At 59.3% G+C, this 23,096-nt stretch carries 20 protein-coding genes; 9 read left to right on the top strand and 11 right to left on the bottom strand.

Annotation, left to right across the window (positions count from 1 at the left end):
* The 8 genes from hcp to SMC3_RS01705 form a co-directional block, all read left to right on the top strand.
* Positions 1 to 681: hydroxylamine reductase (gene hcp / locus SMC3_RS09535; RefSeq protein ID WP_207799622.1), on the top strand; the 681-nt coding region annotated here is incomplete at its 5' end.
* Between the two features lie 243 nt (positions 682 to 924).
* Entirely contained in the window at positions 925 to 1,944 is a 1,020-nt protein-coding gene (locus tag SMC3_RS01735) for a 2-hydroxyacid dehydrogenase (RefSeq protein WP_119086976.1), read from the top strand.
* A gap of 162 nt (positions 1,945 to 2,106) precedes the next feature.
* On the top strand, positions 2,107 to 2,613 hold the full coding sequence (locus SMC3_RS01730; RefSeq protein WP_119086975.1) for an RNA polymerase sigma factor: 507 nt from the start codon (positions 2,107 to 2,109) through the stop codon (positions 2,611 to 2,613).
* Entirely contained in the window at positions 2,603 to 4,057 is a 1,455-nt protein-coding gene (locus SMC3_RS01725) for a DUF5666 domain-containing protein (RefSeq protein ID WP_119086974.1), read from the top strand. The genes SMC3_RS01730 and SMC3_RS01725 overlap by 11 nt, the downstream gene beginning before the upstream one ends.
* Positions 4,058 to 4,256: 199 nt before the next feature.
* A complete protein-coding gene (locus SMC3_RS01720; RefSeq protein ID WP_119086973.1) occupies positions 4,257 to 5,066 on the top strand; it encodes a radical SAM protein in 810 nt (269 codons plus the stop codon).
* Positions 5,067 to 5,259: 193 nt separating this feature from the next.
* Positions 5,260 to 6,165, top strand: a complete 906-nt coding sequence (locus SMC3_RS01715) for a 3'-5' exonuclease (protein ID WP_119089749.1) — start codon at positions 5,260 to 5,262, stop codon at positions 6,163 to 6,165.
* Between the two features lies 1 nt (position 6,166).
* Positions 6,167 to 6,862: a ribonuclease H-like domain-containing protein gene (locus SMC3_RS01710; RefSeq protein WP_119086971.1), complete on the top strand. Its 696-nt coding sequence runs from the start codon at positions 6,167 to 6,169 to the stop codon at positions 6,860 to 6,862.
* 74 nt (positions 6,863 to 6,936) lie between these two features.
* Positions 6,937 to 8,130, top strand: a complete 1,194-nt coding sequence (locus SMC3_RS01705; RefSeq protein WP_119086970.1) for a hypothetical protein — start codon at positions 6,937 to 6,939, stop codon at positions 8,128 to 8,130.
* Between the two features lie 7 nt (positions 8,131 to 8,137).
* Here the strand turns inward: SMC3_RS01705 and SMC3_RS01700 are convergent, their stop codons facing one another.
* From SMC3_RS01700 to SMC3_RS01650, 11 genes are all read right to left on the bottom strand, one after another.
* The gene (locus SMC3_RS01700; protein WP_119086969.1) at positions 8,138 to 9,223 is read right to left on the bottom strand and encodes a hypothetical protein; all 1,086 of its coding nucleotides are present in this window, start codon (positions 9,221 to 9,223) and stop codon (positions 8,138 to 8,140) included.
* Positions 9,220 to 10,521 (bottom strand): threonine synthase, encoded by a 1,302-nt coding sequence (gene thrC / locus SMC3_RS01695; RefSeq protein ID WP_119086968.1) that lies wholly within the window; start codon positions 10,519 to 10,521, stop codon positions 9,220 to 9,222. Before thrC ends, SMC3_RS01700 begins: the two co-directional genes overlap by 4 nt.
* A gap of 129 nt (positions 10,522 to 10,650) precedes the next feature.
* Positions 10,651 to 11,328, bottom strand: a complete 678-nt coding sequence (gene phoU / locus SMC3_RS01690) for a phosphate signaling complex protein PhoU (RefSeq protein ID WP_119089748.1) — start codon at positions 11,326 to 11,328, stop codon at positions 10,651 to 10,653.
* 17 nt (positions 11,329 to 11,345) lie between these two features.
* Positions 11,346 to 12,110, bottom strand: a complete 765-nt coding sequence (locus SMC3_RS01685) for a phosphate ABC transporter ATP-binding protein (protein WP_119086966.1) — start codon at positions 12,108 to 12,110, stop codon at positions 11,346 to 11,348.
* 11 nt (positions 12,111 to 12,121) lie between these two features.
* A complete protein-coding gene (gene pstA, locus SMC3_RS01680) occupies positions 12,122 to 12,958 on the bottom strand; it encodes a phosphate ABC transporter permease PstA (RefSeq protein WP_119086965.1) in 837 nt (278 codons plus the stop codon).
* Positions 12,955 to 13,884 (bottom strand): phosphate ABC transporter permease subunit PstC, encoded by a 930-nt coding sequence (gene pstC, locus SMC3_RS01675; RefSeq protein ID WP_119086964.1) that lies wholly within the window; start codon positions 13,882 to 13,884, stop codon positions 12,955 to 12,957. The genes pstA and pstC overlap by 4 nt, the downstream gene beginning before the upstream one ends.
* Positions 13,862 to 14,926 carry a phosphate ABC transporter substrate-binding protein PstS gene (pstS, locus tag SMC3_RS01670; RefSeq protein ID WP_119086963.1) on the bottom strand — a complete coding sequence of 355 codons (1,065 nt, stop codon included), beginning with the start codon at positions 14,924 to 14,926 and terminating at the stop codon, positions 13,862 to 13,864. Before pstS (SMC3_RS01670) ends, pstC begins: the two co-directional genes overlap by 23 nt.
* A 181-nt stretch (positions 14,927 to 15,107) precedes the next feature.
* Positions 15,108 to 16,481, bottom strand: coding sequence for a stalk domain-containing protein (locus SMC3_RS01665; RefSeq protein WP_165846503.1), 1,374 nt, complete (start codon positions 16,479 to 16,481; stop codon positions 15,108 to 15,110).
* A gap of 132 nt (positions 16,482 to 16,613) precedes the next feature.
* Positions 16,614 to 17,672, bottom strand: a complete 1,059-nt coding sequence (gene pstS, locus SMC3_RS01660; protein WP_119089746.1) for a phosphate ABC transporter substrate-binding protein PstS — start codon at positions 17,670 to 17,672, stop codon at positions 16,614 to 16,616.
* Positions 17,669 to 19,456 carry a sensor histidine kinase gene (locus SMC3_RS01655; RefSeq protein ID WP_119086961.1) on the bottom strand — a complete coding sequence of 596 codons (1,788 nt, stop codon included), beginning with the start codon at positions 19,454 to 19,456 and terminating at the stop codon, positions 17,669 to 17,671. Before SMC3_RS01655 ends, pstS (SMC3_RS01660) begins: the two co-directional genes overlap by 4 nt.
* Positions 19,453 to 20,175 (bottom strand): response regulator transcription factor, encoded by a 723-nt coding sequence (locus SMC3_RS01650; RefSeq protein WP_119086960.1) that lies wholly within the window; start codon positions 20,173 to 20,175, stop codon positions 19,453 to 19,455. The genes SMC3_RS01655 and SMC3_RS01650 overlap by 4 nt, the downstream gene beginning before the upstream one ends.
* Before the next feature lie 261 nt (positions 20,176 to 20,436).
* On the opposite strand from SMC3_RS01650, the gene ptsP reads away from it, so the two are divergent.
* The gene (ptsP, locus tag SMC3_RS01645; protein WP_119086959.1) at positions 20,437 to 22,956 is read left to right on the top strand and encodes a phosphoenolpyruvate--protein phosphotransferase; all 2,520 of its coding nucleotides are present in this window, start codon (positions 20,437 to 20,439) and stop codon (positions 22,954 to 22,956) included.
* The last annotated feature ends 140 nt before the right edge of the window (positions 22,957 to 23,096 follow it).

The following is a 23,096-nucleotide window of genomic DNA, read 5'->3' as shown; positions in this document are numbered from 1 at the left end:
ATCTTTACTACGGGAGCGTCCGGATATCCGGGATGTGCGCACATAGAACCAGATGGGAATGGCAAGAAAGATTTTTCACAGATCATAGCGATGGCAACAACCTTGAAGGCGCCCACCGAAATAGAAAAAGGAACTATCGTTGGTGGGTTCGCTCATGAGCAGGTTTTTGCATTGGCAGAGAAAGTTGTGGATGCTGTAAAATCAGGTGCCATCAAGAAGTTCTTTGTCATGGCAGGCTGTGATGGTCGAATGAAGTCGAGAGAATACTATACCGATTTTGCGAAAAAACTGCCAAAGGATACGGTCATACTGACAGCGGGCTGTGCAAAATACCGTTACAACAAGCTCAATCTGGGAAATATTGGTGGCATTCCAAGGGTATTGGATGCAGGACAGTGCAATGACTCTTATTCGTTGGCTGTCATAGCCCTGAAGCTTAAAGAGGTGTTTGAACTCAATGACATCAACGATCTTCCAATCGCCTATAATATCGCCTGGTATGAGCAGAAAGCGGTTATCGTTTTACTAGCTCTATTATACCTGGGTGTAAAAAATATTCATTTAGGGCCCACGTTGCCGGCATTTTTGTCTCCAAATGTTGCAAAGGTTCTCGTGGAGACATTTGGAATTGCCGGTATCGGTACAGTTGATGACGATATAGCAATGTTTATGGGCGAATAAGTTAGAAACAGCAAAGCGGCTCCTGACAGTATGAGCATGACTGACCGCCGGGGGCCGTGACCTTCTGATTGGGGTCACGTCTCCACATCCTGTAGACTACCTGGAGTTGGGAGACCGTAACAGCAAGAGAGGCGTAGAGCCGAGTCCTCGTCGCCATATCCGGGCGCGCCGTCGTTGGTTCACTGCCCGAAACAATGGTACAATAAGAACGAATCACAGATCTGAGTCATCGGAGGTACCGCTATGGCAGTTTACATCGGGACCGTCCCACCTGTCGGGTGGGAACAGGTATGGGACAAGGCAGCACAGCGTGCGGGCTACACGGGCCCGCGCCCACAGGTCATCACGGACGCCACTGAGCTGGCAGGACACGGGAGCGACATGGGCGCGTTGGTTACCAAGTCCGTGACGCCGGAGCTGCTGGCAGCCGCGCCTCATCTCAGGCTGGTCCAGGTGCCGTTCGCCGGGGTCGACAGCATGGACCTGGCAACAGTCAAGCGTGCTGGAGTGCCGCTTGCGAACTCGCACGGCAACCGTGAGGTCACCGCCGAACATGCCATCGCTTTGATGTTCGCATTGACACGCCGCATCATTCCCTACGACCGCGACCTCAGGCAGGGCATCTGGCACGGCTTTACGACGATGGATGATCCGATCATCGGCCTCTTTGGCAAGACGGTCGGCATCGCCGGTCTGGGGAACATCGGTCTGCATATAGCAAAGGTCTGCAAGGCGCTGGGCATGACGGCGCTGGGACTCAGGAGGAGTGCTGGAGGCGACCTGCCGGCCAACGTTGACGCCCTCTACACATCGAAACAGAAGCTCGACTTCATTCATCGAAGCGACTTTGTGGTCGATGTGTTGCCATCGACACCTGATACAGACCTGTTCTTTGGGAAGGCGGAGTTTGAGGCGATGCGTGGCCACTGGTTCGTCAACATCGGCCGCGGGCGCACCGTGGACGAGAAGGCACTCTATGACGCGCTCAAGGATGGCACGCTTGCCGGCGCCGGCATCGACCCCTGGTGGGTGTATCCGCCGCAGCCTGTCGCCAAAGACCCGGTCACGGGCCGCATGCTGCACCCAGTTTTCCCCGCCCATGAGCCATTCTGGGAGTTGCCAAACATTGTGATGTCACCACACACTGGTGGATTTGCGGATATCTCCGTCGAGGGACTCTGGGGCGAGTCCTTCGAGAACGCCATCCGTGCCGACCGGGGCGAGACACCACGGAACCTGGTCGACCTGGAGCGAGGCTACTAGGGTGAACGGCGCGGTTCACTATTAGAATAGGAAATTCGGAAGGTCTCATCGGCCCCGGTCCTCGGACTGGGGCCTTTTCTGTTCGGATCCTCTGCAACCTTTTGACACCAACTGGGATATCATAGTTGAAAGGCAAGAGCATCGATGTGAAAGGATGGCCCTATGGACGACGAGCTCAGAACAGTTGTCACACGTGTCCACTCAGGAGAGGAAGCAGCGTTTGACGACCTGTATCATCTCACGGTTCGACAACTGTACAAGACTCTGTACACGTACCTGATGACGCGGGAGGATGTGGAAGATGTGGTCCAGGAAGCGTACCTCAAACTTTACCAGGTACGCAGGAAGCTGGACGATACGCGTTCGGTACCGGTCTATCTGAGGATGATTGCCATCAATTGTGCGAGGCGGAAGTTTCGCCGAAGTCACGCTGTCAGGGCTCCGATCGAGGAGGAGGACGTTTTGGGTACCGAGATTGTGAAGGATGTCGTACGAGAAGCATTGCAGCAACTGTCGCCGGCCGATCGCCTCGTGATGGGGTTGTTTTACGGCGATCAGACGTCTATCCAGGACATTTGCAGGATGACGGGTGAGAAGGAAGGAACAGTCAAGTCTCGGCTCTCACGAGCACGGGAACGGCTGCGGGAGGTCATCGACCATGGAACATGACGACAGAGAGTATACAGACATGCTGAACAACGAACTCAAAGATATCGAGCCGGGCACCGGACTGCACAGCAAAGTGCGGGACGGGATCGCGCGGAATGTTGTACATATGCGCCACCGCAATACTGCCCTCGGAGCTGTTGTCATTGCTGTCGTCCTGACTATGGGGCTCAGCGCGGTAACGCCGGTCTTCGGCCGGAACGGGACGCTGCCTCAGGTCATCACTGCTATGGCAGCGGAACAGCAGGCAAAGAAGATCTCAAAAACACTGGGAACTGCTCCCGTTGAACAGACAGGCACAGCTCTGCAGACTTCAGTGACGACCGTACAGACCGTCAGTGACAGCGCGTTGTCCGAGACGGACGGCGTTCTTGCGCTCGTGATCGCCAACAAGTCAGGTACACCAGTGGCTGATGTTCTGAAACTGAGGGCCACCGGACTGGGCTGGGGACGTATCATGGCCCAGCTGAACGTTTCAGGCCGCGACATCGGCAAAGCGATGAGCCAGGTGAAGGCAGCTGCTGCGACGAAGGGAAAGGGAGAAAACTCCAAGCCCGCAGTCGACAACACTGACGGAAGCAAGATTGTCGTGAATGGTGAGATCACAGGCGTCTCGACCTCTCTCATCACCGTTGCTGCCAAGACGTTTGTCATCGGGTCGACAACACAGCTCAAGTACCAAGGCAAGGCAATTACGCCAGCTGACATAGCTACTAAGTTGGCGGCAGGTAAACTCTACGCCACTGTGCAGGGGACGAAGCAGGTCGATACGAGCATCCTCGCCAATGTTATCATCGTACAGGACACCGCAGAGCAGGCAAAACAGGAACAGGTGAATGAGCAGACAAACCCCAGCAATGAGCAGGCAGCCGTCAGCAACGACCAGCAGGCACGTGGCAAGGTCACAGTCGTGACGGCCACCGTGCTGCACGTCGACGGCTTCGCCAATGACATCATCCTTAATGCCGACACCAAGGTGGAACAGGTTGGTGCCGGGAAGCTGGACATCACCGCCATCAAGGTCGGACAGACCGTCCAAGTCCACGTGGCTCTGTCGGCTACGACGTACACTGCGCAGCAGGTCCACATCGAGGATAAATACGTGAAGGCCGACACGACAGCCAACGAGGATCAGACGACTGACCCGTCCGTGAAAACGTGGCAGGGTACAATCGCCGCCATCTTCCCCGATAAGTCCATCACGGTGACGACGGAGGTCAACTCGCCGCTCGTCTTCCGCATCGTGGCGACATCGGTGCTGCAGAACGCATCGCACAAATCGTTCTTGTTTGCGACTCTCACTGTCGGTCAGAAGGTCACCATTATGGGAAAGACCCTGGCCGATCATTCAGTTGAGGTCGTGAAGCTTATCGTAACGACAGGTACCAGCGCAAACTCCGACAACGGCAACAGCAACGACAACGGCAAGGGTAACGGCAAGCACTAACAGTAGTCTACTGTTTTAGCTCTTGGCCCGCAGCTTGCCCTGCGGGCCTTTTCTATTTCCCAACGTCCTGCAAAACAAGAGGTGACCCTCGCCAAACCTCGCTTCAGAAGAACGATCACCAGGATGAAAGCGTCTCCTCGACAAGTGGAGGGTTGGTTGCCAGTATTGCCGACAGCACCGCGAGCAGTACCATATAATCATGGACACAGTCACTCGCAAGTCGTTGATCTATCATACCGGCATCGGCGGCACTGGCGCCTATGCGGCGACACACGTGGTCGGCTGCTCGCATGGCTGCCGTTTCCCGTGTTATGCCTTCCTCATGATGCAGCGGTTTGGCAAAGTCGCCTCGTATGAGGAATGGTGCCGGCCCCGGCTGGTTGCCAATGCATTGCAGCTGGCACAAAAGGAACTCCCTCGGTTGCGCGACAAGGCGCGCTATGTGCACCTCTCGTTTGCGACTGACGCGTTCATGTATCTGCATCCAGAGGTTGTCACGCTGACGCTCCAGCTCATGCACCTCATCAACTCCTATGACATTCCCGTACACACGCTGACCAAGGGGATCATCCCGGACGAGGCGCTGCAGCTGTCGCACCACAACCAGTTCGGCATCACCCTTGTCTCCGTCGACGAGGACTTCCGCACGCGGTACGAACCAGGCACCGCCCCTTATCCCGAGAGGATCGCGGGACTGCGCCGCGCACACGACCTTGGGTTCCACTGCTTTGTCAACATCGAACCGTATCCTACGCCCAACATCTGGCAGCAGGACGTCCTCCGCGTCCTCGAGGCCATCGACTTCGTGGACGAGATCCGCCTGGGCCAGCTCAACTACAACGACATTGTCAAGCAGTACCCGGGGTGGCGCGCGTTCTACCGGCGAACGGGCATCACCGCACGTGACTGGTGTGCAGCGCACGGCATCGGCTATGGCGGCATTGCAGCGGCCGTCACTCCACGCCCCCGGCGTGCGGCTTCGGACCCCGGCGATCTGTTCAGCGCCTGAACCTGTTTGTTACACTTCGGGACGGTTCCAAAGTGTAACACTCTCCACGCAGGCGAGCCCTTCGGCCGGAATCGTGCTATAACAACATCACGCAGTGACGTGTGCGTGATGGGGAGAAGCACCCCTCACAGTGGACAAAAGTGCTTAGGGGGAAGCACCCCTCGCATTGGACAAAAGTGCTCAGGGGGAAGCAATGACGGACGGCGAGCGAACGCAATGGGAAGTCGTAGCACAGGCGCTGGAGGAAACGGGGGACTACCGTATCGTCCGAAAACTCCACCAGGTGGAGCAATACACCGAGCCCGACGGTGAGCCGGTTCAACTAGGCATGGTCCTCGACACGGAAACGACCGGTCTCGATGCACAGGTGGATGACGTCATCGAATTGGGCATGGTCCTGTTCGAGTACGCGCCCGCTACGGGACGCGTCTACCGCATCGTCGACGCCTTCGACGAGCTGAGGGACCCTGGACGCCACATCCCTGCCGAAATCACGGCCCTGACCCACATCACGGACGACATGGTCCAGGGGCACCACGTTGATGCCGCGGCCGTGGAAACCTTTGCCTCGCGCGCCACGCTGATCATCTCTCATAACGCCGCTTTCGATCGTCCGTTCGTCGAGAAGCAGTGGGACGTGTTTGCGAGGAAGCCCTGGGGATGTTCCATGAGCCAGGTTCAGTGGCACGACGAAGGTGTCGGGACCCAGAAACAGGAGCTCATTGCACTTTGTCTGGGCTTCTTCTATGAGGCCCACCGCGCCGAGAACGACTGCCGGGCGCTTCTGCACATTCTCGCCGGCACGCTGCCGTTGTCTGGCCGTCCGGTCCTGAAGCCTTTGCTCGACCACGCCGTGGCGGACGATGCCCACATCTGGGCCGTGGGTGCTCCATTCGAGGCGAAGGATCTACTGAGGATGCGAGGGTACAGGTTCAATAACGGCACCAACGGCAAGCCCAAGGCTTGGCACATCACAGTGATGGCAGAGGAGCTGGACGCCGAACTGGCGTTTCTGGACGGCGTCTACGGCGAGAACGCGCGCAGCAGGGTGCGTATCGATACGACGTCGCCGCTGGACCGATTCTCGAGCCGGGCCTGACATGGAGAGGCTGGTTTTCGACGTTGAGACCGTCGGGACGACCTGGGAGTCGCTGGACCCTGCTGTCCAGGAGTCGCTGCTGCGATCGGCGGACACGGATGAAGAACGCCAGGAAGTCCGGGACTCGCTGGGACTCTTCCCCGTTACGGCACAGATAGCCTGTATTGCGCTCTACTCGCCCGAGCAGGACCACGCGGCCGTCTATTTCCAGGGACCGAACGGTGGGATGGAGACCGTCCGTGAGGAGAAGGTGGTGTTTGTCCCCTGTACCGAGAAGGAGTTGCTGATACATTTCTGGGAAGCGGCCGGGAGGGCAAAGCAGATCATCACGTTCAACGGGCGCGGCTTCGACTGCCCCTTCCTCCTGGTACGCTCGGCGGCCAACCGTGTGCGTCCGACCATCGACCTCATGCCCAATCGTTACAGCAACCAGCACGTGGACCTCATGGACCAGTTCACGTGGTTTGGGGCGCTCCGGCGTCGTTTCTCCCTTGAGGTCTGGTGTAATGCGCTAGGGGTGGAGCAGCCGAAGCGCGAGGTGCATGGGAGCGATGTCGCTGCCCTGTACGCAGCCGGCGAGTACATGAAGATCGCACGGTACTGTCTGGGTGATGCCAAGGCGACCGCGCAGCTGTTCGACCTGTGGAGCAAGTACATGCGGTATGCCGGGCCAGGGCAGGAGCCGGCACAGAGTTAGCGCCGCGCCCCTTGCAGTGTCTGGGCATTTCCCCATGATGGAGGCATACGCCTTGCCATGGAGGAGTGTCCCGTATGAGCACAGCACAGAGAGGAAACACCCGGGAGATCTGGCGTCGCGTCCTGCCGGTGGCCCTTGTCCTGGCCGCCGTGGTGACCGCGTTCGTCGTGACGCATGAACCGCTGGCTCGTGTCGAAGTTGTAGATTTCACGCAGGAACAGCAAGATCTGGGCAGCTTCTATGGGCTGTGGACCGACGAGCAGAAAGCGCTCAAGGCCATGCCCCTTGCCGACTACATCGTATCGGTGACCGCCGGGAAGACGACCGTCGTCGACACCGCACCATGGGCGACGTTCGCCCACGGGGTGTCCTTGAGTCAGGAAGGGAATCCTCCAGACAGGACATGGCGCCGCCGCATTGGCGAATACGGCAGCATGTACGTCCGGCAACGCGACCTGCCCTCACCCGACCTGGTGGCCGGACTCCCAGATGGAGAGGCGCGCTACGCGTCACTGTCCGACGGGACATGGGTCAAGGCCGTCGCGGTGCGCCTCAGCAGCAGCGACTTCACGCTTGGCTCGGGCCTGCATGGCCCCCCACACTCGCTCGCGTATCCATTGCGGGACATGTTCTTTCCGCTTCTGGGACTCGCCGTGCTGATATATGTCCTGTTGCCGTGGCCGCACAGGGGTGAGGGTATCATTGCCTATGACCGATGGCGCATGGTGTTGGGAGATAGCATGGGACTCTTGCTCACGATTGTTTTCGTGGGGCTGCCCTTCTTGATCACCAGCAATGCCGCGCTGGCCGTCACGGAGTACTGGGGACTGACGCTGGTTTTCTGGCTCATCGGACTCCTCGGCCTGTGGGCCGTGCAGGTCGGCATCAGCGCCGGAGGACTGCAGATCATGGTGCTGGCGGACAGCCTGGTGCGGATGACGGCATGGCGGCGTGAGGAGTATCTGTTCGCGGATATGGCGTTTGTCCAGCCTGCCATCCAGATCCCACCGAAGTGGCTCATCACGACTTCCTGGCTTGCTGCGCTGTCCGGCCGGCGGGGGTCAGGCGCCGCTTTGCTGGGTGCGCAGTCGGAGACGCGGGGCTTCCGCATCACCATGAAGGACGGGCGCGTCGCTCACATCTGGCTCACGGATCAGATGGGTGCCGTGATGATGCGCGGCGCCGAGGCGCTGCCTCGTGCTCTGACCGCTGCGGGCGTTCCCATGAGCACCGAAGGTGTCACGGTCCGCGGGATGAGCGTCGGGTAGAGCTTCCCTATATCTGTCTCTGTGCGGCCTTGATAATGTCCGCGAGGACGCCTGAGGCGGTAAGGATGGGTCCTCCGCCGATACCGCGGACGACGACCGGGAGGTCGCCGAACCGGCTGGTGCTGAACAGGAAGATGTTCTCAGAGGGTTCCAGCGTCCCCCAGACGGATGCCTGTGGGAAGCTGCGGAGTCCGAGCGTCACAGTCCCGTCAGCGGAGGTGGAGCCGACGTAGTACGTGACCATCCCTGGCTGTCGGGCTGCCGTCAGGTGGGCCGCGAGGCGTGTCATGCCGTCACCCTGGAATGCCTCGAAATTCGGGTAGTCCTGGTCGAGCAGCGGCTCCTGGTCGACGTCGCCGATGCTGGTGGGGAGCCCCATGGTCTTGGCCAGGATGACGATCTTGCGCAGGGCGTCGCGGCCGGCAAGGTCCGTCAGTGGGTTGGGTTCCGCAAACCCTCTCCGCATCGCGTCTGCAATAGCGGCGTCCAGCGGAAACCCGCGGTTGAAGCCCCCCAGGATGCATGACAGTGAACTGCTGGGCAGGGCAACGATGCGATGGATAGTGTCACCTGTCGTCATGAGGTCAACAAGCGTGCTGATGACAGGCAGGGAGCCACCAACGGTGCATTCATAGCGGAACGGCGTGCTGGCGTGCTGGCTTGCTGCCCGCGCCTGCTCGAACCAGCCGGGCGTCTCCGCGAGAGGTATCTTGTTTGCCGTGACGACCGGGATGCCCATCCCCAGGGCTTCCAGGAGCAGAGGCCCCGTTTCGGCCGTGGCCGTGACGTCGACCAGTACATACCGTGTGGCATCTGGAAGCCCGAAGCGGTCGAAGATGGGATCCAGGACGTCAAGCGTCATGCCGGGCGCGCGCTGTGTCCATTCGTCGAAGGAGGCCCCTCTGTCGGCTGCTCGCAGTGCCAGGTCGTCACCCAGTGCGACGCTGCTGCTGCGCACGACAGCGGCGTACTGCAGATGGACGCCGGTCTCGTGCTCGATGCGTGCCCGGTTCTCGACCGCCAGGTGGACCAGCGGTCCGCCGACCTTGCCATATCCCAGCTGGATAACGTGTGTTGTGGGTGCTGTTTTCATTGCAGTTCCTCCTCGATGATGCGCGCTATTGTCTCTGGATCCGAGGGTACGTGGCGCGGCTGATTGGCACAGGCGTCCAGCGACGGAGCTCCCTGGACGCCGAGTGCGGCCGTCTGCCCCGTCGCCAGTGCGATGGTCGTGTCCGGGTCCTTGAGCAGGTTGCCGGTGATGATCAGCAGAGCGCTCTCGCCGGGGTGCACGACGTGTTCGCGTGTCAGCCTGCGCAAGCCGGCAAGAGTGGCGGCCGATGCCGGTTCACACCCGATGGCCTGCCGGTCGAGGTCATGTTTTGCCTGCAGGATCTCAGCATCGGTGACACTGGTGACGATACCGTTCGTGAATCGGATAGCGCGCACGGCCTTGTCGTAGTTGACTGGGTTGCCGATACGGATGGCGGTCGCGACCGTTTCAGGCTGCATGGGCTCAAAGTGCTGGAAGTCGCCCTGTGCGGCACGCGCGAACGGGGATGCTCCCTCGGCCTGGATGACCGCGAGGCGTGGCACACGATTGATGAGGCCCAGCGCTTTCATCTCGATGAGTGCCTTGCCGAACGCGCTGGTGTTGCCCAGGTTTCCTCCCGGGACGACGATCCAGTCCGGCAGCATGTTCCCCAGCTGGAAGAAGCTGTCCAGGATGATGGTTTTCTGTCCTTCCAGGCGGAACGGGTTCAGCGAGTTGACCAGCGTCAGATTGTGCTGCGTGGCCATCTGTTCCACTGCGTGCATGGCGTCGTCGAAGCCACCGTCGATCTGCAAGGTGTGAGCGCCGTATGCGAGCGCCTGTGCCAGTTTGCCTTGCGCTATCTTGCCGTTGGGGATGAGGACGAAGACCGGGAGGTGGGCGCGGGCGCCATATGCGGCCAGCGAAGCGGAGGTGTTGCCAGTGGAGGCGCAGATGAGTGCACGCGCTCCCTGATGTCTGGCCCAGCTCACGGCTACAGTCATGCCCCGGTCCTTGAAGGAGCCCGTGGGGTTTTCTCCTTCGTGTTTGGCCCAGAGGGCAGACAGGCCGAGCGGGGTGGGGTTCAGTGTGTAGAGGTTGGTGCGGCCTTCCGGGAAGGTGACGATGTCGTCTGCAGGCAAGTCCAGCACGAGTTCGCGGTAGCGCCAGACGCCGGAGAGGTCCTGCGGCAGGTGGGATGGGAGACGCGACTCGAACGTGGCAGCAAGAGCCTCAGGAGACAGAGCGCTGTCCATATCGATCTGAACGTCGAGCAGACCGCCACAATCGCACCGGAGCCGCCGGGCTTCGAGAGGGTAGGTCGATCCACACGTTACGCACATCAATTGTCTGTTCATGGGCTCACCTCGATTCCAGTATGCCGCAGAACGGCCCGGTGACAACTACTGTAACACTTTCCCGTCGAATGGAACCGTCCCGAGAGTGTTACATGGGTTCCCGCCTTCGCAGAAGGGATGACAAGACCATCAGCCTAGTTTGTCGAGCTCCTCCTTGCTGAGGCGGTTGTGCCGGATGAGGCGCCCGGAGGTGGCAAAGACGACGTCCTCGGCGATGTTGGTCGCCAGGTCGGCGACGCGCTCCAGGTTGCCGCTGACAAACAGAACCTGCAGTGCGCGATCGATCGTGCTGGGGTCCGCCATCATATAGGTGAGCAGCTCACGAAGGACCTGTTGATCCAGCTGGTCGACGATGTCGTCGCGTTCAACGACGTCGATGGCAAGGCGGGTGTTCTGGGTCGAGAACGCCGTCATTGCGTCGGCCAGCATCTTCCGCGCTTCTTCGCTCATGCGCGGGATGTCAATGTAGGGCTTGATGTCGGGCCGCGCGATCAGGTACTGCGCGCTCTCGGCGATGTTGACGCCATGGTCCGCCAGACGCTCGAGATCCGTGCCGATCTTGGCGTACATATAGACGCTGCGCAAGGTGTGTGCTTCAGGCTGATACAGCGCGATGAAGTTGATGGTTTCGCGTTCGATGGCGTGGTCGAACTCATTTGCCATAGGCTCGTCGACGTCGATGACCTCCCTGGCAAGAGCTTCATCCTTGGTCACGATAGCTCTTGTACTCTTTTCGATCATGGAACTAGCCAGGGCACTGAACGTGAACAGCTTGTCTTTGATTTCCTGCAGTTTCTCTTCGTGCATGGTCTACTCCTTCCCTGTCATCCGTACTTTCCGGACAGGTAATCTTCGGTTCGCTTGTCCTGTGGGCCGACGAAGACGCGCTTCGTCTCGCCGAACTCCACCAGTTCGCCCAGCATGAAGAAGGCGACGTAGTCCGAGATGCGCGCTGCCTGTTGCAGGCCGTGAGTCACAAATATGATACTATAGTCAGCCTTGAGGTCGGACAACAATTCTTCGATGATCGCTGTCGACTTCGGGTCAAGGGCGCTGGTCGGCTCGTCGAACAGCACGACTGCCGGCTCCATGGCGATCGTGCGCGCAATGCACAGGCGTTGCTGCTGCCCTCCGGAAAGGGACGTGCCGGCCTTGAACAGCTTGCTCTGGACTTCGGTCCATAACCCGACTTTGTTCAGGATTGCCTCCACGATCTGGTCCGCTTTTTCCCGCGAGAGGCGCTGCCCGGTAAGCCGGTAGCCGGCAAGCACGTTTTCGTAGACGGTCATCGTAGGGAAGGGGTTGGGCCGTTGAAACACCATGCCGATATGCTTGCGGACGTCCACGATATCCATGGTGGAGGTGTCGGTGCCCTCAAGCAGGACCGTGCCCGAGGAACGGGCCCCAGGCGTCATCAGGTGCAACCCGTTGAGCGTCCGGACGAAGGTTGTCTTGCCACAACCAGACGGGCCCATGATCGCGGTGACCCTGTTCTTCGGGATGCGTGCTGAGACGTCGAACAGGACCTGATCCTTGCCAAACCAGGCGTTGATCTTCTGGGTTTCGAGAACGATGACAGGTTCTTCCATGGTTGCCTTCCTTATGCCTTCACCCGCAACACGCGGGCGATGAGATGTTTGGCGCCGTACTGGAGCAGCAGGATGAGTAGGACGAGGACAAATGCGGCGCTCCAGGCCTGCTGCTGGAGGGCGGGGTATGGACTGCTGGCATTGACGTAAATCTGCAGCGGAAGGGCTGACATCGGGCGCAGCATGTTCCATTCGACATACCGGCTGCCGAAGGCCGTAAACAGCAGAGGTGCGGTCTCCCCTGCAATGCGGGCCATGGACGTGAGCAGTCCTGACGTGATGCCGGCTGCAGCGGTCTTGATGCTGACATTCCAGGCCACGCTCGATCTTCTGGCTCCAAGAGCGAAGGCCGCTTCCTTGAGGCCCGAGGGGACGAGGTTCAACACTTCTTCAGTGACCCGTGTTGTCGTCGGGACGAACATGAAGGCGAGCGCAATGCTGGCCGACAGGGCGGAGTAACTGCGAAAACGCACAACGAGGAACGTGTAGCCGAAGATGCCGATGACGATGGAGGGCACACCCTGCAGGGCGTCGGCGCACAGGCGCACGATGTCGGCGAACCGCTGGCCCCGGTGTTCGGAGACGTAGATACCGGCAAACATGCCGAACGGTGTCCCGATGGCGGCTGCCACGAGCGTGATGAGGAAGGTGCCGACGATGGAGTTGAAGACGCCGCCGCCGCTCTCGCCCATGGGAGTCGGCGTCTTGGTGAAGAAGTCCCAGTTCAGGTATTTGACGCCCGAGATGAAGATGTGCCACACGATGACGACGAGGACAGTGATGAGCAGCACGGCCGATGCAGCGACCAGGAACCCCATCACGCCGTTCTTGAGCTTCCGGGGAGTCATTGCTGAATCCCCCGCCTCAGGATGACGCGCGCCAGGACGTTGATGATGATAGCGATGACGAAGAGAATGAGGGCGAGCTGGATGAGCGAACCGATGTAGATGGGTGACGTCGCTTCCAGGAATTGGTTGGCAATCGCCGACGCGAGTGTATTGGCCGGATCGAACAGGCTTGTCGGCATCTTCATCCCATTGCCGATGACCATGGTGACGGCCATCGTCTCGCCAAGAGCCCGGCCGAGAGCCAGGACGAGTGCTCCAACCGTGCTTCTCCGCACATATGGGAGCTCAACGTTCTGGATCGTATCCCACTTCGTCGCGCCGAGGGCGAGCGCTCCCTCCTTAAGTTCAGTAGGAACGACAAGCAGCGCTTCCAGAATAAGTGATGCGCTGAAGGGCAGGATCATGATCGCCAACAGCACGATGGCTGCCAGGAGACCGACGCCGGTCGTGCCACTGGCGACCAGGGCTTTACTGCCTACCAGTTTGCCAAACCAGACCTCGAACTTGCCAATGATGGGGACGAGGACAAACAGTCCCCAAAGGCCGAAGATGACAGATGGCAGTCCGCCGAGCAGCGAGATGAGGTACTTGACCGGTTCCGCGACCTTCCTGCCGGCGTAGTCTGCCAGGAAGATGGCAATGCCCAGCGCGAACGGGGTCGAGATGAGCAGGGCGCCGAATCCAGTGACGAGCGTGCCGACGATCATAGGCAGGGCGCCGAATTTCTCGGTGACGGGGTTCCACTCGCTGTGCCAGAGGAAAGGAAGGCCAAAGGCGGCCCGGGACGTTCGGGAGGTTATGAAAAGCTGGACGAGGAAGAGCACAATCGTCGCGACGAGAGTCACGGCCGCAACGAGGCTCGCGGCCGTGAACGCCCTCTCACGGGCAGCTTCCCGTCGATCGCTACGGGATGGTTGTGCCACCATAGGTCATGGAGTTGATGAGTGCTAGTGCTTTTGTCACGGCGGACGCAGGGAGCTTGGCATAGGACAGCCCCTCGTTGATGGACTGGCCGTCGGCGAGCATCCAGGTCAGCAGTTTCTTGAGTGCCTGTGCCTGGGCAAGGGTGCGGCCGGTGTAGTTCTGTTCCTTGTAGACCAGGATCCACGTGAAGGCACTGATAGGGTAGGCATCTTTCCCCGGGCTGTTCACGATCATGATGCGCAGATTGTCGGGAAGGCTGACGGCCGCAGCTGCGGCGGACGACGCGAGGCTCGGCGTGACAAATGTGCCAGAGGCGTTTTTCAGCGAGGCGAACGGCATGCTGGATTGAACCGCATAGACAAGCTCGATATAGCCGATGCTCCCCTTCGTTTGCGAGATCATGCCCGCGACGCCGTCGTTTCCCTTGCCTCCGACGCCGGCCGGCCAGCTGACAGATTTGCCAGCGCCGACCGCTGACTTCCACGATGGGCTGACGGCTGCCAGGTAGCTGGTGAAGATGGACGTTGTTCCCGAGCCGTCTGAACGATGGACGACCGTGATGGCAAGGTCAGGAAGAGAGACGCCGGGGTTCAGGGCCGATATCTCTGGATCATTCCACTTGACGACCTTGCCCAGGAAGATGTTCGCGGTGACCGTGCCATCCAGCTTCAGGGCAGGGTTTCCGTCCAGGTTATACGATAGGACGACGGCCCCGATGCACGTGGGAATATGGAGGACGGGTGCGCCCATGGCCGCTTCCTCCTGATCAGTGAGGAACGCGTCGGAAGCCCCGAAGTCGACGGTCTTGTCAGTGAGAGCCTTGATGCCACCACCCGAGCCGATGCTGTTGTAGTTGACGCGGACGCCGGTGGCGCTGGCATATGTGTCGAACATCTTGGAGTAGAGGGGGTACGGGAACGTTGCGCCAGCCCCCGATAGTTCCTTGACGGTCGTGGAACCTCCCTTAGGACTGCAGCCGGACGCAATCAAAGTGATCACCAGCAGTGTCGCCACAACCAAAGACAAACGACCGAACATCTTCATGCAGGCCTCCTGATGCGTATACATGGTACGTATGGCACGATGCGTATTCATAGAATAGGACAATATCGTAAGGAGTGCCACTGGTGGATGTTAAGATTGCATTAAGTGGGGGACTGCTTCCAGCAGACGGATACAGCGCCCCTGGTACTCCAGGGGCGCTGTCTGAGCAGAAAGACGTGGTTCAGTCGGGGATGGGTGCTCCGCCGTATGTCATCGATTTCACCAGCGCCTGTGCCTTGGTGACTGCGGTCGCAGGAAGTGTGCCGTAGCCGAGGCCCTCATTGACAGATTGTCCTGTCGTCAACACCCAGTTCAGGAGTCGCTTGAGAGAGATCGCCTGTCCCAGCGTGCGGCCGGCGTACTTCTGATCGCGGTAGACCAGCAGCCACGTGAATGCAGAGATTGGATACGCCTGGGGGTCGCTGCTGTTCATGAGGAGGACCTTGAGGTCGTCCGGCAGCTGGATCTGGGCAGCCCGACCTGAAGAAGCAAGGGACGCAACGATGAAGTTGCCTGAGGAGTTGCGCATGGTCGCGAAGGGCAGCTTGGAGCTGATGGCATAGACAAGTTCCACGTAGCCGACGGCACCCTTGTGCTGTGAGACGAGTCCAGCGACTCCGGCGTTGCCACTGCCGCCGAGCCCGACGGGCCAGTTGACGGACTTACCGGCTCCAACCTTCGATTTCCACGCTGGTACTGCAACAGACAGGTAGTTGGTGAAGATGGAGGTCGTGCCGGAACCATCCGAACGGTGAANNCCATCCAGGTTGTACGTGAGGACGACGGCGCCGACACACGTCGGGATATGCAGCACGGGCGCGCCCATACTTGCAGTTTCGGCGACAGTCAGGAATGCATCGGAGGCGCCAAAGTCGACGGTCTTGTCAGTGAGAGCCTTGATGCCGCCACCTGAGCCGATGCCCTGGTAGTTGACGCGCGTGCCGGTCGAGCTGTTGTAGACGTCAAACATCTTCGTGTACAGGGGAAGTCCAAAGGTCGATCCGGCACCGGACATCTGGGTCGTCACCTGGATGTTGACGACTGGCAGGACGACGGTTACAGACTTGGTCCGACCAGTGGACGGATCGGCGACGGGCGTGACTTTTGCGCCGAGCTGCTCTGCGATGAACCTGATGGGAAGGAAGGTTCTGCCCTGCCGGATGACGGGAGTCGTGTCGAGCGTCACCGTCTGCCCGTCGACTGTGGCGGTGGTAGAGTTGAGTGAGAGAGTGACGGTCTTGAGCGATGTGGAGCTGTCCGGCAGTCCAAGAGTGACCTGTGAGACGCTGCCATTTGCCTTCGTCTTGTATGACACGCCTGCCCCCATCGCCTCAGCGATAAATCGGACGGGGAGCATTGTACGACCGCTGACGACGAAAGGTGCCGCGTCGAGAGTGACATGTGAGCCTGCGACAGTTGCAACAGTAGAACCGATACTAAGGACGATGGTCTTGCTCGATGCGGCAGAAGCCGCAAGAGTGCCAGGGACCACAAGCCCGATGGCGATCAGCGCAACAAGTGCTATTGATAAGATCCTTCTTCCAGCTGCTGACATACATACCTCCAAGTAATCGATAAACCCCTGAGGGTTTCCGATTGACATTCTAGGAGGGCATGTTTGCCATGTGTTTGGGTCCTGTTCAGATTCCGTTAAGTGCGCAGGAAATTCTCCGGGACTGCGTGGCCGCTATCTGACTGGCTTTCCCTGCCATGAGAGTTGTTCGAGAAGGGCGATGGCTGCTTTTCGGACGCCTTCGGGCAGGCCGCCATACTGCAGTGGCAGGGCAAGGGACTGCCCGTCGCCAAGAAGCCACGAGATCAGGTTGTAGATGGCCACAGCCCGCTCTCGCGACCGGCCGTCATAGGCTTGGTCTCTGTAGAACACTAGCCACGTGAAGCTGACGATCGGATAGGACGTAGCGCCAGGTCGGTTCAGGAGCGTTCCCTGAAGGTCGGCGGTCACATCGGGCGGGACAGCGGCCTGCATTGAGGAAATGCTGGGGACGACAAATGCACCCGAGCGGTTGCGAAGAGCGATGCAGTTGAGGCTGGACTGCACGGCGAACGTGTATTCCATGTAGCCGATTGCCCCTGTGGTCTGCCGCACCATGGCCGCCATGCCCGCATTACCTGTCACGCCGACGCCGGCCGGCCACGCGACGAGTTGTCCGGCCCCGACCTTGTTGTTCCAGGTCTGATCGGCGGCGGCCAAGTAGGTCGTGAAGATGCCCGTAGTACCAGAGCCATCTGCGCGATGGAGGACGACGACGGGAGTGTCCGGAAGTTTGACGACAGGGTTGAGCGCTGCGATGCGAACATCGTTCCACGTCTTGACGTCACCCCGGAACATTGCAGAGACCAGGGCGGCGTCCATGCGGAGAGTGGGATTACCCGGAAGGTTGACACAGATCGCCACAGCCCCAAGGCAGGTCGGAATCTGAAGGACAGATGCCGGCAGACGAGCCTGGTCCTCGGCCTCCAGGAGGAGGTCGGTAGCCCCCACGTCGATCGTGCGGTCCTGCAAAGCGCGCAGAGCTCCGGACGAGCTAAGGGCTCCGTAGACAGCTTTCACCTGTGTTTTCTGGTACCACGCGTCGAGCTGCTTGACATACAGGGGCTCGGCAAACGTGGACCCAGCGACAGCGAGGTCCTTGACTGGAGCCCCCGGAGCAGTCCTGCAACCGACTGTCCCGATCAGCAGACTGCAAATCAGCACAGATGTGGCAATACGCTTCATGCGTCTCATAGGTCCTCCCTCTTCGTGTCGGATGGTTGTCCAGATGTCGCAGCAGGTCTGCGAGGTCCCAGGTTCTTGGGGATATGAATGACGAAGGTTGTTCCCTTGTTGACCGTGCTCTCGACATCGATCGTCCCGTTGTGAGCAAAGACGATGCGCTTGACGATGGCGAGGCCGAGGCCGGTGCCGGGGCGTCCGTGGTTGCTGGCACGGGAATAGAAGCGCTCAAAGATGCGTGGCAGATCTTTGGCAGGAATGCCCTGACCGGTATCTGAAACACTGAGGATAATATGAGAAATATCTGCAGTGGCGGACACGGTTATGGCTCCAGCCTGCGTGAAGTGATAGGCGTTCTCGATCAGGTTGATGAACATCTGGAGCAGCATCAAACGGTCACCGTACAGGAACCGCCCTTCGCTGTCCACCGAAAAACCCAGAGCGACACCAGTCTCACGCCCCTGTTTGTCGAACAGCTCTGCCAGGTCGTGCTGCAGCTCGCTGACGTCCACAAGCTCGATCTCCGGCGCCTTGTTCTCGAGGCGGGAGAGAAGCGAGATGTCCGACGAAAGCGCGATGAGACGGTCGACGTTGCGCTGCACGATGTCGAGGTAGCGAACATTGCCTGGCTCTTCCCGCAGCAGTTCGAGATATCCCCGGATGGCGGTCAGGGGTGTCTTGAGTTCGTGGGAAGCGTTCGTGACGAAATCGGCCTTGATGCGCGGCAACGCCATGGCGTCGGTGATGTCTTCGAGGACGACCAGCGCACGCCGTTCGCGAAATGTCTTCTCATCCAGTTCGTGGACACTACAGGAGTAGTATCGACCGTGGTCCTCTGCGACGACTGTCTGTGGCTGATGCTCGCTGACGCAGCGATCGATGGCCGCAAGGCAGCCGGGGAGCGTGATGAGTTCTGCAATATGGCGTCCCACCACTGGCAGCGCATCTGCCCCGACAAACTGGTCGAACTGTGTGTTGGCCGAGAGAACGGCGCCGGTGCTGTCGAGAATGACAATCGCCTGCGGAACAGCGTCCAGGACGGCCGAGAGTGCCGACGATTGCAAACGTTCGCGCTCGATGAGTACCTCGCTCTCCCGCAGCAGCGCATAGCTTGCTCTCTGCGCTCGTCCGAGCTCAGTGACGTCGGCGCGCATTGCAAGGCCTGCCAGGCTCTGCATTGAACGACGCTCCAGAGCATCGGTGAGGTCCGATATCGGTCTTGTCGCCACGCGCACAAGAATGACAGCCAGCACGAGCCATAGTGCGCTGACGACAAGCAGAAGAGGCAGAGCCCAGGAGAACGTCCCGGATGCCGACTGCCAGGTCAGGCCGACCGGTGAACTTGCCACGGCAAAGCCGATGAGCAAGCCCGTGTCCTTGATCGCGACACAGACGGTGCGTTCGCGCTGTCCCGATTCGATGCGATAGGATACGGCGACACCCACGTCGCCTGCGGCGGCCTGTTTCACTTCGGGATCGGCAATACGGTTGGTGATCGATCCTGGATCGAACCTTGAATCGGCGACAGCCGAACCCCTGGCATCCAGGATGGTCAGGCGAAGCCCGGCAGGAAAATTCCCGTGGACTACGGGTGCAGCAGGGCTGCCGACATGGACTGCCGCGACGTACCTGTCGGACAACAGCAGTGCGAAAGCCTCGAGGCGGCCGGTCTCATCCAGGTTTGCCTGATAATGAACGGACGCAACCTCGACGACCAGTGCGGTCGCAAGCACGAGGCTGGCGACGATAAGAACGGCACTGAACACGCGAAGAGCGTACGGTCTACCCTGGATCATGCGTCATCCTCGATATAGTACCCAAAACTGCGTGATGTGCGCAGCAGATGTGCCGCGTAGCTGAGTTTGTGGCGGATGCTGGTGATATGTACGTCGATGACGCGTTCTACGGCGTCGGTCTCACCGGTGGCCCGCAGCAGGTCCTCTCGTGAGACGACGGAGCCCTTTCGTTCGACCAGCATTGTCAAGATGTGGTACTCTGCCGGCGTCAGGTCGATCGGTTTTCCACCAACGCTGGCGGTTTTGCGTGCAGAGTCGACAGAGATCGGTCCCGCGGTCATTACCCTCTGCTGGGACGTGGTGGTACCCGCCTGCGCGCGGCGAAGCATCGCGCCCACCTGGGCGACGAGTTCGTGGGGGTTGAACGGTTTGCGGACGTATGTGTCTGCACCCAATCCCAGTGTGAGGATGACATCGCTCTCGGCAGCCTTGGCGCTGCAGACGACGATGGGCATGTTGTCGCACGACGGACGCTTGCGCACTGCCTTGATGACATCGGCGCCAGAAAGCTCCGGCATCATGAGGTCGAGGATCAGCAGGTCCGGAGGAGTCTTCTGGATATCGAGCCACGCAAGGAACGTGACCGGGGATGCGAACAGAACTGGCTCCATTGAATCTCTCTTCAGGTACAGGCCAATGAGCTCCCGGATGTCATCGTCGTCCTCGAGCACCGCTATGCGTCTGATGATCTCACCTCCGGGTGTTTCCAACTGCATCATGAATCTATACTATCAAGGTATTGCGGCAGAAAGTCAAGAAAGCTCCTCGACCAATCCAAGTTCCTCGTTGTGGAGAGCTTGACGGGTCAGGGCTTGGCATGCACTATTCTTACGTGAGTTGACATACATGCAAGCAGGGCAACGTATGCACAACTGCCATATTGGGTTTTGCCTGATGCGAGATTGGACATTCACGTCATGTTCGTTATAGTCGGAACAGCACACGTGTTGCATCTAATTGACTTGACCAGAGGTGAAGCCATGGTTAACTTGGTTCTTGTTTCCCACAGTCCTTCTCTTGCGCGTGGAGCTGCTGAACTTGCGCGGCTCATGACGCAGCAATCTCCACTGATTATCGCGACAGCCGCCGGCACCGGCGACGAGAACTCTCCACTTGGGACCAACGCCGAGGAGATAGCTAAGGCGATGGAAGAAGCGTATAGTGATGATGGCGTGCTTGTGCTGATGGATATGGGCAGCGCGGTCTTGAGCGCGGAGATGGCCCTTGAGTTCCTGTCGCCGGACAAGAAGGCCAAATTCATGTTGAGTTCGGCGCCCATCGTTGAAGGCGCGGTTTCTGCGGCTGTGCAGGCGAGCCTTGGTGGAAATCTGGAGCAGGTAAGGGCAGAAGCAGTCGGTTCTCTTGGCAACAAGGCTGCTCAGCTCTCGGCGCCCGAGGAGAGCAATGTAGCCCAGGCACAGGCGAGTTCAGAGGCTGTACCAGGTTCTACCGTTGATGCGGTCATTGAAATAAGAAATAGGCTCGGCCTTCATGCACGACCTGCGGCGACCTTTGTGCAAACAACTGGACGCTTTGCATCGAAAATACAACTTGCTCGAACGGACAATGAAACACAGCGATCCAATGCAAAGAGCATTAATGCCGTTGCCAGCATGGGTGTGCGGCGTGGCGAGACGGTTCATGTGTGGGCTGAAGGACCGGACGCAGCCGCAGCAATCGATGCACTGAAAAAGGCAGCCGAAAATGACTTTGGCGAAGCCGAAGAAGCAGCAGTGTCCACGGCCACAGTCCCGGTGGCAAGCGCCGAACGCAGCAGTAAGAGGTTTGATGGCGGCCTCATAGGTATTCCCGCTTCGCCAGGCTACGCGGCAGGTCCGGCAATCATTCTGAAATTGGCCGAACCGGAAATCAAACAACGCACGATTGATGACCCCGAGGTAGAATGGGAACGGTTGTCGAAGGCCCTGGACGCCGTGCGAGCTTCGACCCAGCAATTACGCCGGCAGATATCGACATCTGCGACAGAGTACGATGCAGCGATTTTTGATGCCCATCTTATGTTCCTGAACGACCCTGATCTCTTGGAAAAAGTTCGGCTTGCCATTCTGGACGGACACAAGAATGCTGAATGGGCTTGGAGCGAAGCAATTCAAGTCGCGCTTGTCGAGTATCGGAAAATCGAAGACGATTACATGCGCGCTCGTGCCGTCGACGTGGCGGACATCGGCCGGCAGGTGCTCATCCAGTTGAACGGAAGAGCGGTCGCTCTGAACATACCGTCCCCTGGGATTCTGATTGCGGTGGATCTGTCGCCCTCTGATACGGCGCGACTCGACCGCGCAATGGTGCTCGGTGTCTGCACCGAAATGGGCGGCCCCACATCGCACAGTGCAATACTTGCACGGACGCTGGGCATCCCCGCAGTTCTCGGTTGTGGCGAAGCCATTGGCGAAATTGCCGAGGGAACACCCCTCGTGGTGGATGGATCGACAGGACAAGTCTGGATCTCTCCGTCCGCGCAGATTTCCAGCGTATACCAGGAAAAGATCGCCGAGTGGCGCAACCTGCAGGCCCTGGCCCGGCAGACAAGCCGCGCTCCTGCCATCAGCAAAGACGGCATTGCGGTGGAGATCGTGGCGAATATCGGTTCTGCAAAGGATGCGCGGACGGCGTTGGATTCTGGAGCTGACGGTGTCGGGCTTCTGCGATCGGAATTTCTCTTTCTGGGCCGCCTTGATACGCCGGAAGAAGAAGAGCAGTTCGCGGCCTATCAGGAAATTGCTGAAGTAATGGAAGGCCGTCCGCTTGTCATCAGGACCCTGGATGTGGGTGGAGACAAACCACTGGCCTATCTGCCGCAAAAGGAAGAACAGAATCCCTTTCTAGGAAAACGCGCACTTCGTCTCTGTCTAGACAAGCCGGATTTTTTCAAGGCTCAGTTGAGGGCAATCCTTCGAGTATCAGCAGGCCACAACATCAAGATCATGTTCCCCATGGTTGCAGACATTGCAGAACTGCGTCGCGCGCTCTCTCTTTTGGAAGAAGCCCGGGAAGAAGTACTGCGACGTGGAATTCTGACCGCGCCGAAAGTCGACGTTGGGATCATGGTGGAAATACCCTCGGCGGCTCTTCTTGCTCCGGTATTCGCCCGCGAGGTGGATTTCTTCAGCATCGGCACAAATGACCTGACGCAGTACACGATGGCCGCGGAGCGTGGAAATGTCGACGTAGCCTACTTGCAGGATGCTCTGCATCCGGCGGTCCTTCGGTTGATAGACCGGACCATACGTGCCGCCGACGAAGCGGGCAAATGGGTCGGTGTTTGCGGAGAACTGGCTGGTGACCCCGTGGCAATTCCGATATTGCTCGGCCTCGGTGTCAAAGAGCTGAGCATGGCTCCTGGATCGATACCCGCAGCAAAGAGTCTTGCGCGCACTCTGGACATCGCCCGGCTGCGCGACTTCGCCAGGGAAAGCCTGGGACTGGAAAGCGCAACAGCGGTAAGGATCTTGGCAAAGGAGCGACTGGGCTTGCAATAGGAGCAGGGATACTATCGTTTGACATTTCACTACAAGCAATGCTTGTAGAATTTGACGAATGTGGTATGGTGTCCGCGATTGATTGTGTACCGGACGATAGCTACAGGCTTCTGTACATCAGTGTTTCCCCGGTTTCAGGG

The sequence above is a fragment of the Candidatus Cryosericum hinesii genome (genome assembly GCF_003570985.1).
Lineage (GTDB): Bacteria > Caldisericota > Caldisericia > Cryosericales > Cryosericaceae > Cryosericum > Cryosericum hinesii.
The sequence above is the reverse complement of the archived record's forward strand: the minus strand, read 5'-3'. Positions and strand labels throughout refer to the sequence as shown.

What these genes read in the sequence shown, in the direction of transcription:
- SMC3_RS01735 (WP_119086976.1), top strand. Translation starts at nt 925, where the DNA reads ATGGCAGTTTACATCGGGACCGTCCCACCTGTCGGGTGGGAACAGGTA.
- SMC3_RS01730 (WP_119086975.1), top strand. Translation starts at nt 2,107, where the DNA reads ATGGACGACGAGCTCAGAACAGTTGTCACACGTGTCCACTCAGGAGAG.
- SMC3_RS01725 (WP_119086974.1), top strand. Translation starts at nt 2,603, where the DNA reads ATGGAACATGACGACAGAGAGTATACAGACATGCTGAACAACGAACTC.
- SMC3_RS01720 (WP_119086973.1), top strand. Translation starts at nt 4,257, where the DNA reads ATGGACACAGTCACTCGCAAGTCGTTGATCTATCATACCGGCATCGGC.
- SMC3_RS01715 (WP_119089749.1), top strand. Translation starts at nt 5,260, where the DNA reads ATGACGGACGGCGAGCGAACGCAATGGGAAGTCGTAGCACAGGCGCTG.
- SMC3_RS01710 (WP_119086971.1), top strand. Translation starts at nt 6,167, where the DNA reads ATGGAGAGGCTGGTTTTCGACGTTGAGACCGTCGGGACGACCTGGGAG.
- SMC3_RS01705 (WP_119086970.1), top strand. Translation starts at nt 6,937, where the DNA reads ATGAGCACAGCACAGAGAGGAAACACCCGGGAGATCTGGCGTCGCGTC.
- SMC3_RS01700 (WP_119086969.1), bottom strand. Translation starts at nt 9,223, where the DNA reads ATGAAAACAGCACCCACAACACACGTTATCCAGCTGGGATATGGCAAG.
- thrC (WP_119086968.1), bottom strand. Translation starts at nt 10,521, where the DNA reads ATGAACAGACAATTGATGTGCGTAACGTGTGGATCGACCTACCCTCTC.
- phoU (WP_119089748.1), bottom strand. Translation starts at nt 11,328, where the DNA reads ATGCACGAAGAGAAACTGCAGGAAATCAAAGACAAGCTGTTCACGTTC.
- SMC3_RS01685 (WP_119086966.1), bottom strand. Translation starts at nt 12,110, where the DNA reads ATGGAAGAACCTGTCATCGTTCTCGAAACCCAGAAGATCAACGCCTGG.
- pstA (WP_119086965.1), bottom strand. Translation starts at nt 12,958, where the DNA reads ATGACTCCCCGGAAGCTCAAGAACGGCGTGATGGGGTTCCTGGTCGCT.
- pstC (WP_119086964.1), bottom strand. Translation starts at nt 13,884, where the DNA reads ATGGTGGCACAACCATCCCGTAGCGATCGACGGGAAGCTGCCCGTGAG.
- pstS (WP_119086963.1), bottom strand. Translation starts at nt 14,926, where the DNA reads ATGAAGATGTTCGGTCGTTTGTCTTTGGTTGTGGCGACACTGCTGGTG.
- pstS (WP_119089746.1), bottom strand. Translation starts at nt 17,672, where the DNA reads ATGAGACGCATGAAGCGTATTGCCACATCTGTGCTGATTTGCAGTCTG.
- SMC3_RS01655 (WP_119086961.1), bottom strand. Translation starts at nt 19,456, where the DNA reads ATGATCCAGGGTAGACCGTACGCTCTTCGCGTGTTCAGTGCCGTTCTT.
- SMC3_RS01650 (WP_119086960.1), bottom strand. Translation starts at nt 20,175, where the DNA reads ATGATGCAGTTGGAAACACCCGGAGGTGAGATCATCAGACGCATAGCG.
- ptsP (WP_119086959.1), top strand. Translation starts at nt 20,437, where the DNA reads ATGGTTAACTTGGTTCTTGTTTCCCACAGTCCTTCTCTTGCGCGTGGA.